Annotated in this window: 17 protein-coding genes; 14 read left to right on the top strand and 3 right to left on the bottom strand. The window is 65.1% G+C overall.

The genetic code is table 11. The features are described 5' to 3' along the window. Positions 1-42 precede the first annotated feature (42 nt). The 5 genes from ASC89_RS03075 (at position 43) to ASC89_RS03055 (ending at position 5,266) form a co-directional block, all read left to right on the top strand. Positions 43-456, top strand: coding sequence for a hypothetical protein (locus ASC89_RS03075; protein WP_055994472.1), 414 nt, complete (start codon positions 43-45; stop codon positions 454-456). A 215-nt stretch (positions 457-671) separates the two neighbouring features. Then, on the top strand, positions 672-1,646 hold the full coding sequence (locus ASC89_RS03070) for an AraC family transcriptional regulator (protein WP_055873967.1): 975 nt from the start codon (positions 672-674) through the stop codon (positions 1,644-1,646). A 317-nt stretch (positions 1,647-1,963) separates the two neighbouring features. After that, on the top strand, positions 1,964-2,992 hold the full coding sequence (locus ASC89_RS03065; protein ID WP_156384477.1) for a helix-turn-helix domain-containing protein: 1,029 nt from the start codon (positions 1,964-1,966) through the stop codon (positions 2,990-2,992). 223 nt (positions 2,993-3,215) lie between these two features. Then, a complete protein-coding gene (locus ASC89_RS03060) occupies positions 3,216-4,400 on the top strand; it encodes a succinylglutamate desuccinylase/aspartoacylase family protein (RefSeq protein ID WP_055873974.1) in 1,185 nt (394 codons plus the stop codon). Positions 4,401-4,708: 308 nt separating this feature from the next. After that, a complete protein-coding gene (locus ASC89_RS03055; protein WP_055873976.1) occupies positions 4,709-5,266 on the top strand; it encodes a hemerythrin domain-containing protein in 558 nt (185 codons plus the stop codon). On the opposite strand, the gene ASC89_RS03050 is transcribed toward ASC89_RS03055, so the two are convergent. Beyond that, positions 5,263-6,018 carry an SOS response-associated peptidase gene (locus ASC89_RS03050; protein WP_055873979.1) on the bottom strand — a complete coding sequence of 252 codons (756 nt, stop codon included), beginning with the start codon at positions 6,016-6,018 and terminating at the stop codon, positions 5,263-5,265. The genes ASC89_RS03055 and ASC89_RS03050 overlap by 4 nt on opposite strands. A 67-nt stretch (positions 6,019-6,085) precedes the next feature. Here ASC89_RS03050 and ASC89_RS03045 point away from each other — a divergent pair, with 67 nt between their 5' ends. From ASC89_RS03045 to ASC89_RS03035, 3 genes are all read left to right on the top strand, one after another. Beyond that, positions 6,086-6,490 (top strand): NUDIX hydrolase, encoded by a 405-nt coding sequence (locus ASC89_RS03045; RefSeq protein ID WP_055873983.1) that lies wholly within the window; start codon positions 6,086-6,088, stop codon positions 6,488-6,490. A 32-nt stretch (positions 6,491-6,522) separates the two neighbouring features. Next, on the top strand, positions 6,523-6,894 hold the full coding sequence (locus ASC89_RS03040) for a TIGR02301 family protein (RefSeq protein WP_055873986.1): 372 nt from the start codon (positions 6,523-6,525) through the stop codon (positions 6,892-6,894). A 157-nt stretch (positions 6,895-7,051) separates the two neighbouring features. After that, entirely contained in the window at positions 7,052-7,333 is a 282-nt protein-coding gene (locus ASC89_RS03035) for a hypothetical protein (RefSeq protein ID WP_055873989.1), read from the top strand. Between the two features lie 165 nt (positions 7,334-7,498). On the opposite strand, the gene ASC89_RS03030 is transcribed toward ASC89_RS03035, so the two are convergent. After that, entirely contained in the window at positions 7,499-8,821 is a 1,323-nt protein-coding gene (locus ASC89_RS03030; RefSeq protein WP_055994466.1) for a dihydroorotase, read from the bottom strand. A 45-nt stretch (positions 8,822-8,866) separates the two neighbouring features. Between ASC89_RS03030 and ASC89_RS03025 the strand changes: the two genes are divergently transcribed. From ASC89_RS03025 to ASC89_RS03015, 3 genes are all read left to right on the top strand, one after another. Beyond that, the gene (locus ASC89_RS03025; protein ID WP_055994463.1) at positions 8,867-9,685 is read left to right on the top strand and encodes a folate-binding protein YgfZ; all 819 of its coding nucleotides are present in this window, start codon (positions 8,867-8,869) and stop codon (positions 9,683-9,685) included. A 168-nt stretch (positions 9,686-9,853) separates the two neighbouring features. Beyond that, complete coding sequence (locus ASC89_RS03020) at positions 9,854-10,465, top strand: HD family hydrolase (protein ID WP_055875912.1); 612 nt, start codon at positions 9,854-9,856, stop codon at positions 10,463-10,465. A 113-nt stretch (positions 10,466-10,578) separates the two neighbouring features. After that, positions 10,579-11,094, top strand: coding sequence for a hypothetical protein (locus ASC89_RS03015; RefSeq protein ID WP_055994460.1), 516 nt, complete (start codon positions 10,579-10,581; stop codon positions 11,092-11,094). Between the two features lie 151 nt (positions 11,095-11,245). On the opposite strand, the gene ASC89_RS03010 is transcribed toward ASC89_RS03015, so the two are convergent. Continuing rightward, positions 11,246-12,451 carry a penicillin-binding protein activator gene (locus ASC89_RS03010; RefSeq protein ID WP_162247894.1) on the bottom strand — a complete coding sequence of 402 codons (1,206 nt, stop codon included), beginning with the start codon at positions 12,449-12,451 and terminating at the stop codon, positions 11,246-11,248. Positions 12,452-12,575: 124 nt separating this feature from the next. On the opposite strand from ASC89_RS03010, the gene rsmI reads away from it, so the two are divergent. The 3 genes from rsmI to ASC89_RS02995 are packed head-to-tail and all read left to right on the top strand — an operon-like array spanning position 12,576 to position 14,175. Next, a complete protein-coding gene (gene rsmI, locus ASC89_RS03005; RefSeq protein ID WP_082533143.1) occupies positions 12,576-13,460 on the top strand; it encodes a 16S rRNA (cytidine(1402)-2'-O)-methyltransferase in 885 nt (294 codons plus the stop codon). Then, the gene (locus ASC89_RS03000) at positions 13,461-13,820 is read left to right on the top strand and encodes a hypothetical protein (RefSeq protein WP_055994454.1); all 360 of its coding nucleotides are present in this window, start codon (positions 13,461-13,463) and stop codon (positions 13,818-13,820) included. It abuts the gene before it with no gap. Beyond that, the gene (locus ASC89_RS02995) at positions 13,810-14,175 is read left to right on the top strand and encodes a YraN family protein (RefSeq protein ID WP_055994451.1); all 366 of its coding nucleotides are present in this window, start codon (positions 13,810-13,812) and stop codon (positions 14,173-14,175) included. Before ASC89_RS03000 ends, ASC89_RS02995 begins: the two co-directional genes overlap by 11 nt. The last annotated feature ends 28 nt before the right edge of the window (positions 14,176-14,203 follow it).

Below are 14,203 nucleotides of genomic sequence, written 5' to 3'. Positions count from 1 at the left end.
GTCAGGATCGACCACAACCATCTCTAGCTATCGGGTGAACAAATGGCAGCACGACAAGGCGGTTACGCCTCGATCTACATTATCTGTGCAGTCGTGATCGGGGTACTGGTCGGCCTGCTCTTCGGTGCGCTGTTCGACACGGTTATTGCCGAGCGGCGCAGCCTCGCCGTGCTCGCGGCACTGGCTGCCATCGCGGTCGAACTGTGGGCGCGCCGCTACGTTGCCAAGGTGTTCCCGCAGGTGGCGGTGCCCGCCGGTTCGCCCTCACTGATCTTCATATCGGTGGTGATCGCCCTCGCCGGTGGGCTGGCGACGCACGACCTGGGGCTGATCTGGAACGTGCTGAATGGCCCCGTGCTCGGGTTCTTCTCGGGCCTGTTCGCCGCGCTGATGGCGTCGGTCCTGACGGTCCTGAAGGCTGCCGAGCAGCAGCCCGGCGCCGCTCGGAGACCTTGATCCGGCCGGTTGACCAAGCGATCCCTCGTCGCGTCGAGCCTGGCCGCAGCACAGCGGACGTGCCAAGGCCACCCGAATCGCCAGGACTGAGGCGCTTCTCCCCGGTTGCGGGTGGCGATATGCTGGGCGAGTTGGGATGCCGAAAAGGCAGCTTGCGCTGAGCAGCCTGTCCTGTCGGGTTTCTCCCACGCGGGGTGACACTTGTGGGGCCACGAATGTTGGAGGCGCCGAACTGGTACGCGCGCAAGTACAACTCCGTCGTGGCGCGCTCCCGCGAAACCGACCCCGATGCCGAGTTCCATATTCAGCAGATCGGAGCGCGAACGCATGCATCGCGCATGGCGACAATCGACTATGCCGATGCCTTCGTACTCGACCTGCGAGACAAGGGCGGCATTGCAATGTCAGGAGCGATCGGTGACGACGCGCTGACGGCGGTGTTCATCTGGGGGGAAGGCACGACCTTCAACGGGCAGCCAAGCCAAATCCCCCAACTGCGGATCCTGGGTCCGGGCACAGAATTCAAGCTCGAGATGCCCGGCAGCTATCGCCTCATGCGGATCGGTCTGCGCGGCGCGACGCTCGATGCGCTGTGCGCCGGGTCGCCCGAACGGCATCGTCCAGGCTGGTTGATGCCCGGGGTGCGTGAGCAACCTTTCGCTCCGGCCGCCGAACTTGAGCTTCAGCACAAGTTGCTGCGAACGGCAGGATACGCGGAAGTTGCCGCGCAGCGCGGCTATGACCTCAGCGCCGGCTTGGCGGTCGCGGCCAGCGAGGCAGGTGCCGCGCTCGCGCTCATGCTCTCCCACGCGGAGCACCCGCTCACGCGCCCGCTCAACTCAAACGAACGGCGCGCTGTCGTTGACGCAACCCTCGCCATCCTGGAGGCCAGGCCGCACCTTCCGGTTTCGATCAGTACGGTGTGCACAGTGCTGGGCGTTGGCGAACGAATGCTCGAGCGCGCATTTCAGGATCACCTGGGGCTCAGCCCTCGCGCCTACGAGCGGCAGAGGCGGTTGCGGGCCGCGCACGGCCTCATCCTGACCGACGGCGATCGCCTCTCGATCACCGAAATCGCCATGAGTTTCGGTTTCTGGCACCTTGGCCGTTTTGCCGGAGCTTACGCCGCACTGTTCGGATGCTCGCCCAGTGAAACACGGCGACGCTTCTGGGCGAGAATGCCTGATTGATCGACCCCGACCCATGAGCGGCTCAGGCACGACGCGGCGGTGCGCGCCCTGATCAGCAACAACGTGCCGCGCGTCGGCTCCTTCGGGACTGCCAACCCAAACTCGTCCTGCGCCTCGATGGCGCGGATGGTGGTCATTCCACGTGTCGGAAAGCGGATAGAGATTGGTCGGCGCGTGGAGGACTCTGGCGACGCGACCTCATTGACGCCGCTCGTTGCGAGGCAACCCAGCCCCCAGGCGTCCATGAGATCTGTAAGCAAGCGGCAGGCGACCAGGCGGTGGTGAACTATCGCTCGGCCTGCCAACAGAGGACGGCCTTGTTGTTCGATCTCGCTCCAGTTGCTGCGCTGCCTTCAACCAACAGACCGCTCGAGAGCGATCGGCTACCGTGCTCCATCGAGATGGACACAGCTGCCGCGCCCCCCGCCGAGCAGTTCGAGCTCTTCCGCAGCTGGTACGCCGGCTTAGCCGAGGTCAAGCCAGCCCAACTCGCTCCCCGGCCATTTCTGGCGCGCCAAAGGGCGTGGAGCTTTGGGCGATCGACCTTGATTTACCTAAGCACGCCCGAGGTCTCGTTTGCCTGGCAGAACTTGCGGCGCCCAACGATAGACAGTTGGTGCCTGCACCTGACGCTGCCACGCACCCGGCACCGGAGCGGCTCGAGCATTGATGCTTTGAGCTTGCACTCGCTCGCAGACCCGTTCGCGGGACGATCAGAAACGAGCGACCACCTTGCCCTGTTCGTGCCGCGCAACCTGCAAACCATCCAATCCTCTCGCGTCGTGCTTCGAGATCAGGCCAAACGTTTTCTGATGGAATATTTGACTCTGCTGTTTCGTTCGCTTCCCGGTCTGAGGAGTCCCGACGTGGCGCATATCGGCGAAGCGAGCACCAGCCTGCTCGCCGCATGCCTGGCGCCTACACGGGATCATGCCGCCGAGGCGCAGCGCCCGATCGAGGCCGCAATAATGAGTCGAGCTTGTCGGATCATCAAGGAGCACCTGGCAAATCCGGCGTTGACGCCAAGCTTGATCTGCCGCGAGATCGGTGTTTCCCGCTCCAGGTTGTACCGGATTTTCGAACCAATCGGGGGCGTTTCGACGCATATCCGGCGCGAGCGTCTGCGAAAGACGCGCGATGCGTTGGAGAATAGTTCCGATCGACGACCGATCTCCATCATTGCCGAGCAGTGGGGCTTTTGGGACGCTTCCGCGTACAGCCGCATGTTCAAGAAAGAGTTCGGCGTTTCGCCCAGCGAGGCGCGTGCTGGTGGCTTGCGCGGTGTCGTGTCGGCGCGACCGACTGACGCGTCGACCCTGCGCGAGCTTCTATTCAGCAACTACTAGTTGTCCAGGGCAAGCCTGAGGTCGGATGAGGCCGAGACTCACGAGCGGTGCCAAGCCAGCCCGCATAGTCGCTGCCGGGTGCCGGCGGATGTGCCGAGAGTCCAAGAAGTTGTCCGTCCGTCTCCAAATGCAGACGGGCAGGTCGAAGGGCTTTCGGAGCTTCGGTGCTTCGCTCTAAATGCGTCGGACTTTGCGTGATCTTTGTAAGAGAAGGATCGGAACTATGACCAACAGGCGCAATGACGAGATTGATCGGCGCGACTTCATGCTCGCATCGGTGGGCGCACTTGGCGCGGCGGCGCTGATCGCGGGAACGGCCCAGGCGCAGGACGCAGGCGCCAAGCCGGAGACCTCCGGCGCAGCTGGCACCGCGTTCACCGGCGATATCATCGATGGCAAGCAGGTGATCACGGCGCTCGATATTTCCGATCTCGAGCCCGGCAAGCACAGCTTCTATTTCCGCGGCGCGCAGATGCCCACGGGGCAGCACTGGTACGTCTCGGTGATGGTGGCCAAGGGTGCGGCACCAGGGAAGCGGCTTGGTTTGATCAGTGGTGTCCACGGCGATGAAATGAGCCCGATACACACCCTGCAGACGGTGATGAACCAGCTCGACCCGGCACAGATGTCCGGCTCGGTGATCGCCGTGTTCGACCTGTCGCGTCCGGCGGTGGAGGCAATGTCGCGGCGCTGGCACAGTTCGGGCCGTGGCATGGACCTTATCGACATCAACCGGGCGTTTCCGGGCAACGAGAATGCTCCGGAGGCCTCGACCCGGCACGCGGGCCTGGTGTTCAACCGGCTGTTGCGGCCGAACCTCGACTATGGACTGGATTTCCACACTGCCGCGACCGCGATGGACGCCACGGCCTTCCACCTGGCGCGGATGGATCAGCCCGATGTCCGAGCGATGGCGGAACTGTTCCCGATCGACCAGATCTTCGACAATTTCGGTGAGGTCGGCCTGCTCGCCAATGCGCTGATCGACGCCGGCATTCCGGCCCTCACCCCGGAGATCGGCAAGCCCAGGATATTCGACCATGCGATGATCGAGCTGTTCGTCGAAGGCACGCTGAACGTGCTCAAGCACCACGGCATCATCACCGGGCCAATGGGGCGGACCGGGGCGGATTCCGGCGTTTTCATCGCCGACGGCATGCTGCCGATCCTGACCACACATGGCGGCTTTGTCGAACTGCTGGTGGAACTCAACGAGGTGGTGGTCGAAGGGCAGAAAGTCGCGATCCAGCGCAACACTTTCGGGGAGGTCGTTGCCGAGTACACCACGCCGCGTGGCGGCGAAGTCGGAGCACGCCGCACCGACGCGACGGCGGAAGAAGGCACCCCGATCGTCTTCATTGTGTTCGACAGCGCCACCCCGGTCGGCGGCGATGCCATCGTCGAGTAACCGTCCGCCCCGTCTTCAACGCCTCGACAGGCAGAGAGACTCGGGCTGGGCCCGGCCTGCGCTCATACGCGGTAAGTTACGATCGTGCCCACCCACCGGCTGTCATCCCTGCGAAAGCAGGGATGACACCGAGTTTGGGGCACTGCCGGGCGGCAAGTTCGCCGATAGGCGCTGCATGAGGGCAGTAGGTATCCTCTAACTTAGCGGATATGGGCCCGCGCCGGGGTGACACCTTATGACGGGCTGTTTCCTGAGGCACTTTTGGGTGCCTTGTTGACGGCTCATGCCAGGCGTCCCATCTGACGGCCATGCTGCTCGATATCGGATTTCTCGACGACGCCACCCGGCCCGCGCCCATCAGGCTCAAAGGCCTGACCGAGGCGCAGCGCGCGCCCGGACTGCACCTCAAGGAGGTGCACGATCACCTGCGCGACAACATGAAGACGCTGGCGGTGCTGATCGAGCGTGCCGCGGCGGGCGAGGTTGGCGCCAAAACCGCGACCGACGAGGCGGCCGACCTCGCCATGGTCGCCAACTACCGCCGCTTCGGCAACCTCTGCGGTCAGCACTGCAACATCGTCAATGTTCACCACTCGATCGAGGACGAGGCGGTGTTCCCGGCCATTGCCGCGCAGGGCGCCGGCTTCAAGGCGATCGCCGACCGGCTACGGGCCGAGCACGTGGTGGTGCACCAGTTGCTGGTGCGGCTGATCGATACGCTTGGCGAACTCGCTGCCGCCCCCGGTCCAGGCCGCTTCGCCGATACGCTCGAGATCTACCGGGCCCTCGAGCGGGTGCTGCTCAGCCATCTCGGCTACGAGGAAGAGGCGATCGGCGACGCACTGGGCTATTTCGAGCTGTTCTAGAACAGGTCGAGCTGCCCGCTGCCGCCGGCGGCGACTTTCTTCTTGGGCTTTGCTGCCGCTGCCGCTTCGGCCTCCGCCTCTTCGGGGCTGATCGGGCGGATCAGCTCGGGGCCGTCGGCGTCGGCGCGGCCGACCGCCTTGCCCACCGGATGGTATTTCAGCGATCCCGGCGGCAACGGCAAAGCCAGCTGGCGGGCGGCGGCGATATCGAAATCGCGGGTATTGAGCCACATGTCGACGGCGTCGCCGGTCAGCATCGCCGGCATCCGGTCATAGACCGAGCTGATCTCGAGATTGGGCTCGACGGTGACGATGCAGGCGGTATCGATCTCCTCGCCGTTCGGGCCCGCCCAGTTCGAATAGAGCCCGGCGAAGATCATGGGGGAATCGTCCTCCATGGTGATGTAGTAGGGCTGACGCTTGCCATCCGGCCCCTTCATCCATTCATAGTAGCCCGAGGCCGGCACGATGCAGCGCGAGTGGCGCACCGCGTCGCGGAAGGACGGCTTTTCCGCCATGGTTTCGGCCCGGGCGTTGATCAACAGCGAGAACTCGCGCGGATCCTTCACCCAGTTCGGCACGAACCCCCAGCGCACCAGCTGGATGGTACGGCGCCCCGACTGCTCCCAGACTACGGCGATCGGCTGGGTCGGGGTGATGTTGTAGCGCGGCGGAAAATCGATCTGGTTGAGCAGGTTGAACAGCTCGACCAGCATCTCTGGCGGCAGGGTGGTGGCGTAACGACCGCACATTGAGGGCTCTCCTTCACCGCTTAGTTAGTTACTTGCCGCGGCGAGGACAAACCACAATCATCGGGTTATGCCCGAGTCCCGACAGCCTCCCAATGCCGCCAGCGTCGCCCTGATCGATCGCGACAAGGTGCTGCTGATCCAGCGCGCCAGAAAGCCGTATTTCGGCATGTGGAGCCTGCCGGGCGGACGGCTCGAGGCGGGCGAAACACCCGAGCAGGCGGCCGAGCGCGAGATCTTGGAAGAGGTAGGTCTCAGCGTCTGGCGGCTGCACCCGATCAAGCGGATGTTGCTCAGCGAGGGACGCTTCGTGCTGCAGGTCTATGCCACCGAGGCGTTCGAGGGCGAGATCGTCGCCTCCGACGAAGTCAGCGCCTGGCGCTGGGTGCGGCTCGACGAGATCGGCGGCATGCACACGACGCCCGACCTCGGCGAGGTGGTGGCCGGCGCGTTCCGGGTCTTCGATCGCAGTTGAGGCAGCCCGGCGTTTCACATAAAGGTCAAGCCATGCGCCTCCGCCCGCTTTGCTTTGCTCTGATTGCCCTGCTGCTGGCGGCGGCGCCGGCGCGCGCCATCGATCCGCCCTACCAGGCCGAGATGGAGCGGCTCTCCGAGATCCTCGGCAGCCTCTATTTCCTCAATCCGCTGTGCAAGCCCAGCGCCAGCTCCGACTGGCGCGGCGAAATGGCCGACCTGATCGCGCTCGACGAGCCGGACGACGACCGCAAGCAACGGCTGACCGGCGCCTTCAACTCCGGCTACGAGGCCTATGCGCGGCTCTACCGGGTGTGCACGGTGTCGGCGGAGCAGGCGATGTCGCGCCTGCTGGTCGAAGCCGAGAAAACCGCCCGCGATATCCATTCGCGCTACGCCGAATAGCGCCTGGCGCCCTAGTTTTTGTCGCGCGTTCGAGGGAGAAAAGTCTCACAACTTTTCCTGAAGCGCGCTGCCGGTTAACAATAATTGCAGAGTGCATATTAACCTTTTGGAGACGGATGGGGCGCGCCGTCGGTCGGGTCGTGCTAGGGCCGAGACTATGAAACTCTCGAAGACCCTCAAGGGCGACAATGGCAGCATCGAGCGTCTCGCCGAGGCGGAGCGCGAAGAGCGCCAGGTGGCGCTCGAGTACATCGCCGAGGCCTGGAACACTGCCGAGGATGACGGCATCGCCACGCAGGCGCTGGCGCATGCTTCGCTGTTCGCCGCGATCACCTCGCTGGTCGAGCACCATGGAGAGACGGCGATCGCCGAGCTGATCGCCACCCTGCCCGACCGTATCCAGGCCGGCGAATACAGCCTCAGCCGCTCGCTGCAGTGACGTTCGCGAGGGCCCGGCACCACGGTGCGGGGATGGTGCCAACGCCCCGACGGGGTCGCGCCGGCGCACGGACGACGCTCCGCAAGTTCCTCAAACTCGGTGGGTGGGCTCGCCCGTATGCATCTGTGGGCTCCGCGCCGAGATGACGACGGCAGGAGCGTCCGCCTAAAGCGCTTCCAGAAACCGCATCGGCTGGCCGATGCTCGGGGTCACCAGCTCGCCCTGCCACATCACTTTGTTGCCGCGCACGATCGTCCCCACCGGCCAGCCGGTGACGGTCACGCCATCATAAGGCGTCCAGCCGGCGCGGCTTTTCACCCAAGCGTTGGTGATGGTTTCGCGCCGCTTCAGGTCGACCACCGTCAGGTCGGCATCATAACCCACGGCGATCCGGCCCTTATTGGCGATGCCGAACAGCCGGTTCGGCCCGTGGCTCGACATATCGACGAAGCGTTCGAGGCTCATCCGCCCGGCATTGATATGGTCGAGCATGATCGGCACCAGCGTCTGCACGCCGGTCATCCCGGAGTGCGACTGCGGGTAGGGATGGTCCTTTTCCTCGCGGGTGTGCGGCGCGTGGTCGGAGCCGAGCACGTCGGCGACGCCGTTCTTCACCCCGGCCCAGATGCCCTCGCGATGCGCCTTGTCGCGCACCGGTGGGTTCATCTGCGCGTAGGTGCCGAGGCGGGTGTAGGCGGTTTCATCCAGCGTCAGGTGGTGCGGCGTCACTTCGACGCTCGCCACATCCTTGTGCGCGGCCAGAAACACCATCTCCTCGGCCGTGGAGATGTGGAGGATGTGGACGCGCTTGCCGGTCTTCCGCGCCAGGGCCACCAGCCGGCGGGTTGAGAGCAGCGCCGCCTCGGGATCGCGCCACACCGGGTGCGAGCTGGGATCGCCGGGCACGCGCAGGGGTTTGCGCTCTTCCAGCCGGTATTCGTCCTCGGAGTGGAAGGCCGCGCGGCGGGAAATCGCGTTCAGGATCGCCTCGACTCCATCATCGTCGGGCACCAGCAGCGAGCCGGTGGACGACCCCATGAACACCTTCACCCCGGCGCAGCCGGGCAGGCGCTCGAGTTCGGGCAGCTGCGCCACGTTGTCGTGCGTGCCGCCGATATAGAAGGCGAAATCGCAATGCATGCGGCGAGTGCCGAGGCGGATCTTTTCCTCAAAGGTTTCGCGCGTGGTGGTCAGCGGGTTGGTGTTGGGCATCTCGAACACCCCGGTGACGCCGCCCATCACCGCCGAGAGCGAGCCGGATTCGAGATCTTCCTTATGGGTCAGCCCCGGCTCGCGAAAATGCACCTGGGTATCGATGACGCCGGGGAGGACATGGAGGCCCGTACAGTCGACCACTTCGCCGGCCGACGTCGCGCCCAGATCACCCAATGCGACGATGCGCCCGTCGCTGACCGCGATGTCGGTCTGGTGCACCCCGTCATGGTTCACCACCGTGCCGTTCTTGAAGATCGTCTCGTACTGCGCCATGTCTCTAGTCCGCCTGCCTTTCGGCGGGTGTAGCGGAACCATCCCATGCCCACAATCCTCCGTCCGTCCCGTGCCGCCTTCCGGTTTTCCGGTCCCGAGGCGCAGAAACTGCTGTTCGACGTGGTGACCGGGCGATTGCTGGCGGAACCGGGTCCCGCCGTGTGGTGGGCGCTGCTGTCGCCGCAGGGCAAGGTGCAGGCCGAGGGGCTGAGCGGCTGGGCCGAGGACGCCTTCTGGCTCGATGTCGATGCCTCGGTGGCCGATGCGTTTTTGAAGAAGATGAAGCTCTACCGGCTGCGCGCCCAGGTAGAGATCGACGACCTCAGGCAAACACACGCGGTGGGCTGGAGCTTTGACGGCTGGGCCGAGGGGATCGTCCATGCCGACCCGCGCGGGCTCGGCGAACGGGTCATCGCCGAGACTACCGCCACGACCGGCTGGCTGCCGGCCGACGACAGGTTCGCGGCGCATCGGATCAGCGCCGGCATTCCGGAAGAGGGCCCGGATTTCGGCATCGACCAGAATTTTGCCCACGATATCGGGCTCGACCTGCTCGACGGCATCGACTTCATCAAGGGCTGCTATATCGGCCAGGAAGTGGTGAGTCGGATGAAGCACCGCGGCACCGCCCGGCGTCGTCCGGTGATCGTTACTGGCATCGATGCCCCGGCCGGCACGCCGGTGGTTGCAGGCGGCCGTGATGCCGGCCCGATCGGCGAGGTGGTCGATGGTCGCGCCGTCGCCATTCTGCGGCTCGACCGCATCACCGATCCCGCTGCCGTGACCGTCGACGGCAAGCCGGTGACGGTAACCCTGCCGCCCTGGGCCAACTATCAGTTCGGCGAAACCTCGGCCAAGGACTAGAGCAGGATTGCGTTTCGTTGAATCGCACTCCTGCTCCAAGTTGTTTGTTTTGCCGCGAGATCGAACCGGAAAGGTCTGCAACCTTTCCTGATCTCGCTCTAGCCATCCAACTCGCGAATCAGCCCCGTTCCCACTACGTTCCCTTGCTTCGGAACACGGGGAACGATGATGGCGCGTGGCAAGGAGCGGGCGTGGCAGCGTATGCTGTCGGGCAGGCGACTCGATATCCTCGATCCGTCGCCGCTTGATGTCGAACTGAGCGACATCGCGCATGGCCTCGCCCGCGTCGCTCGCTGGAACGGCCAGACCATCGGCGACTATCCGTTCTCGGTGGCGCAGCATTCGGTGCTGGTGCTGGAGCTCTATCGCGCGCTGAACCGCGATGCCGAGCCGCGCGCCCTGCTCTACGCGGTGCTGCATGATGCGCCCGAATATGTGATGGGCGACATCATCTCGCCGTTCAAGGCGGCGATGGGCGGCAATTACAAGGAGGTGGAAAACCGGCTGCTTGGCGCGGTCTATCTGCGCTTCTCCCTGCCGGCGACGCCACCGGCGGCGCTGCAGAAGCAGATCAAGCGCGCCGACCGCGAGGCGGCTTTCCTCGAGGCGACGCACCTTGCCGGGTTCGAGGCGGAGGAGGCCCGCCGCTATTTCGGCGAGCCGACATTCCCGGTGTTCGAGTTCGAGCCGTTCGAAAAGCTGATCCGCCCATGGCCCACCCGCGAGGCCTATGACCGCTTTGTCGAGGTCGTCGAAAAGCTGGCCGCCGAGCTGCCCTGAGGGCCGGTCCAGCGGATTGCCCTGGTTAAATTTACCTTAATCACTGTTCCATTTTGACACGCCTTCCGGCGTCATGGTTGATGGTTGGTTAACAAACCGACCGGAGAACGGCCATGGATGCGACCAAGACGATCATGCTTGGGGGAGCAATCGGACTGGGGGCGGCATTGCTGCTGTTGCTGCCGAACGTCCTGCCGCGGGCAGTGGCGGAAGAAGAGCCGATGAAGACGCTGCTCAGCACGCCCAACGAGGTATGGCCGCCAGCCTTCGACCCCGACCGGCTGATGCGCTGGAGCTACTATGTTCAGCCGGGCGTTTCCGTCGAGCCGATCCGGGAAACCGTGGTCCGCAAAATCGGTTACGGGCACAGCACCTTCGTCAATGTCATGGAAACGGCGACCGGCGTCTATTCCACCGACGGGCTTGCCAGTCCGCACATCCAGTATCCCGGGATCATCAAGGAACCCAGGCCGTCGCCAACGGCGCTCCTGTGGTACTGGAGCGGCCGCCAGTGGGTGGCGAGCGCGCCTGATGGAGCCGACTCGTTCATCTCGATCATCCCGCTCGATGGCCTGCCGACCAGCGAGGACGGCAACTGCGTGACGCTCAAGAACAGCGTCTACTGTTAGGCGCTCGAGCGTCGCGAGCGGGGTGTTTGGCCCGATCCTGGACCTACCCACCGGCTGTCATCCCAGCGTGTGGTTCACGTCATCCGTGAACGACCCAAGCCCAGGCGCCCTGCAGCCTCTGCTGTTTGCAAGCACGACAGGATCGAACGAACTAAAGCTTGGCGCCCTCGGCGACGCTGGCAGCGCCGATCGACACCTGCTTGATCACCAGCGCGTATTCGCTTCGCCCATCGGGCAGGAAGCGGAACACGCCGTCGCGGCCGTTGAAGCCGGCCGGCAGGGTCAGCTGCGCCCGATCGTATTTCGGCGTGCCATTGGCGAGCGAGCCGGCATTGGCGAGGATGGTCGCGGTATAGGCGATGGTGGCGAACTTGTGCGGCGCCGAGCCGAACTTGGCCTGGTACTCGGGCAATAACGCGTTATAGCCAGTGTCGTCGATCGCCGGGAAGATCGCCCCGGCCAGCGTCGTGGTGTTGAGGATCGACGGGTCGCCATCCCAGTCGGCCGAGCCGATGAGCTGCACCTTACCCGGCGCGATGCCGGCCTCGTTGAGGAGGTTGGCAAAGCTCGGCGCCGTCGCCCGGTCGGGGATGAACAACGCATCGATCTGCCCCGCCTGCAGCATCGGCACCAGTTGGGTAACGACGTTGCGGGCTTCCTCTTCCGAGGAGAAATTGTAGACGGCGCGGGCATTGAGGCCCAGATCGGCAGTCGCCTGGCGGAAGGCGCCTTCCTGGATGCGGCCGAAATCGGTGGTCGGGAACACGCCGGCAAAAGCCTTCTTGCCGAGCTTCTTGGCATAGCCCATGGAGCGCTTCACTTCGCTCTCGGGCAGAATGTTGAGCAGGTAGACACCGGGCGAGGCGGCGCCGGAATTGTTGGAGAAGCCGATCACCGGCACGCCGGCGGCCTTGGCCACCTGGCCCGCCGCCGTCACCTGGTCGGCGCGCAGCGGCCCGAGAATCAGGCTCGCACCTTCGCTCAGCGCCTGCTGCGCCGCCTGCGTGGCGCCGCTCGCGGTGGCGCCGGTATCCTTCAGCACCACGGTGATGTTCTCACCGATATTGGGGTTGGTCTCGACGAAGCTGATCGCCAGTTCCGAGGCATTGGCCATCGAGGTGCCGACGCCGGCGAGGTTGGGATCGCCCGACAGCGGCAGCAACAGCGCCACCCGCACCGGCCCTTTGCCGAAGGTCTTGCCGGTGGCGAGCGGCTGCGACGCGCCGCCGCTGGTGCCGCCACCCGGCCCGAAGTTGAAGTTGCCGGCCGAGCAGGCCGACAGCAACGCCGCCGCGGCAAGGCCGAGCCCAACATACCTGAGCCCAGTCAGCACGCCCGCGCTACCAGCAATTCTCACTTGCCCAACCTTTATCGAGTCCCGCACTGTGGCGCGCGAGGCGCCACTCCATGGGTGGTCTATACCGAATCGGGCCCGGCTCATAAAGACCGCGCTTAACTTCGGCTTAACAATTGGAGGTGGCGTGGACGATCGCCAGAAGAGCTATTTCATTGCCGGGACTGAGTTTCCGGCGCCGCCGCTGGCGGCGGGGCTCTATGTGGTCGCCACCCCGATCGGCAACCTCAAGGACATCACGCTGCGCGCCCTCGAGACGCTGGCGGCTGCCGACCTGGTGCTGTGCGAGGATACCCGTCACTCGGCCACCCTGCTCGACCACTACGGCATCCGCACCCCACGCAAATCGCTGCACGAACACAATGAGCGGGCCCGCATCGGCGAGGTGATCGCTTCGATCGAGGCCGGCCGCGCCATCGCGCAAATTTCCGATGCCGGCACCCCCCTGCTCTCCGATCCCGGCTTTCCGCTGGTCCGCGCGGTGCGCGAGGCCAACCTGCCGGTATTCGCCAATCCCGGCGCCTCGGCGCTGCTCGCGGCGCTCGCCAGCGCGGGCCTCCCCACCGATGCCTTCGGCTTTGTCGGGTTCCTGCCGGCCAAATCCGGCGCCCGGGCCAATGCGCTCGCGGCGCTGAAGGCGCGCGCCGATACATTGGTGTTCTACGAATCGCCGCGCCGCCTCGGCGACAGCCTCGCGGCGATGGCGGAAGCGTTGGGCGATCGGCCCGCCGCGGTGGCGCTCGAACTCACCAAGCGCTTCGAGCGGGTCGAGCGCGGCACGCTCAGCGAACTCGCGATGCATTTCGGCGCCGGCGATACCAAGGGCGAGGCAGTGATCCTCGTCGGCGGTGCCGAAGGGGTGGTGGTCGAAGCCGCCGACTGGCAGGCGGCCCTCGACGAAGCGCTGGCCGCCGGACCACTGCGCGCCGCCGTGGACGAGATCACCGCCCGCTTCGGCCTGAAGCGCAAGGAGGTGTACGATGCGGCGCTTGCCAAGAAGGCAGCAGATTGAATGGCCTCACGCAGGTACTTCGTCGGATATACGGACGCACCAAGCGTCGACCTCGATCGAAGGGTGGTACATTTCAACCGCCGCCGGGACCCGCCCCGCGCCCATTTGACAGCGATCGACACGGACCGCCTAGGGCTGAAAGTCGGCGGCCGATACCGATGCCGGGCCACGTTGGTTTACGGCGACGGCAGTGAGATCGCGGTCGAAACGACCATGGAGGTATTCGAGTTCGACACGGAACCCGGCTTTCCTCCGTATACGATCACCCTCGCGATCACCCCAATGCTTGATGCGAGTGAGGATTTTGAGCGACTGATACTGACCGAGTTCGTTCCGGAGAGCGACTTCGGTGAGGAGTGAGCGTCGCCTTGCCGCCGAGCTGTTCGGTCGACGGGGCGAAGACCTCGCGGCGTGGTATCTGCGGTTCAAGGGCTATCGCATCGTTGCGACGCGGGTGAAGACGCCGGTGGGTGAGATCGACCTGATCGCCCGCCGCTTCGGCACCACCGCCTTCGTCGAAGTGAAGGCCCGGCAGCACCGCAGCGAGGAGTCGGTGGCGCTGGAGGCGGTCAACACCAGCCGCATTTGGCGCGCCGCGCAGTACTATGTTGCGCACCACCCCGCCCTCGCCGAAACGCCGCTCCGCTTCGACGTGATTTTCCTTGCGCCGGGCACCTGGCCGCGCCATGTGAAGAACGCTTTTCAGGGCGAGTGAGGCACTCCGTCTCCTTCTCCACCAGGTC

Source organism: Devosia sp. Root413D1 (genome assembly GCF_001425235.1).
GTDB lineage: Bacteria > Pseudomonadota > Alphaproteobacteria > Rhizobiales > Devosiaceae > Devosia_A.
The sequence above is the reverse complement of the archived record's forward strand: the minus strand, read 5'-3'. Positions and strand labels throughout refer to the sequence as shown.

Bases quoted from the DNA above. Each gene is read 5' to 3' on its own strand.
- ASC89_RS03075 (WP_055994472.1), top strand. From the start codon at position 43: ATGGCAGCACGACAAGGCGGTTACGCCTCGATCTACATTATCTGTGCA.
- ASC89_RS03070 (WP_055873967.1), top strand. From the start codon at position 672: ATGTTGGAGGCGCCGAACTGGTACGCGCGCAAGTACAACTCCGTCGTG.
- ASC89_RS03060 (WP_055873974.1), top strand. From the start codon at position 3,216: ATGACCAACAGGCGCAATGACGAGATTGATCGGCGCGACTTCATGCTC.
- ASC89_RS03055 (WP_055873976.1), top strand. From the start codon at position 4,709: ATGCTGCTCGATATCGGATTTCTCGACGACGCCACCCGGCCCGCGCCC.
- ASC89_RS03050 (WP_055873979.1), bottom strand. From the start codon at position 6,018: ATGTGCGGTCGTTACGCCACCACCCTGCCGCCAGAGATGCTGGTCGAG.
- ASC89_RS03045 (WP_055873983.1), top strand. From the start codon at position 6,086: ATGCCCGAGTCCCGACAGCCTCCCAATGCCGCCAGCGTCGCCCTGATC.
- ASC89_RS03040 (WP_055873986.1), top strand. From the start codon at position 6,523: ATGCGCCTCCGCCCGCTTTGCTTTGCTCTGATTGCCCTGCTGCTGGCG.
- ASC89_RS03035 (WP_055873989.1), top strand. From the start codon at position 7,052: ATGAAACTCTCGAAGACCCTCAAGGGCGACAATGGCAGCATCGAGCGT.
- ASC89_RS03030 (WP_055994466.1), bottom strand. From the start codon at position 8,821: ATGGCGCAGTACGAGACGATCTTCAAGAACGGCACGGTGGTGAACCAT.
- ASC89_RS03025 (WP_055994463.1), top strand. From the start codon at position 8,867: ATGCCCACAATCCTCCGTCCGTCCCGTGCCGCCTTCCGGTTTTCCGGT.
- ASC89_RS03020 (WP_055875912.1), top strand. From the start codon at position 9,854: ATGGCGCGTGGCAAGGAGCGGGCGTGGCAGCGTATGCTGTCGGGCAGG.
- ASC89_RS03015 (WP_055994460.1), top strand. From the start codon at position 10,579: ATGGATGCGACCAAGACGATCATGCTTGGGGGAGCAATCGGACTGGGG.
- ASC89_RS03000 (WP_055994454.1), top strand. From the start codon at position 13,461: ATGGCCTCACGCAGGTACTTCGTCGGATATACGGACGCACCAAGCGTC.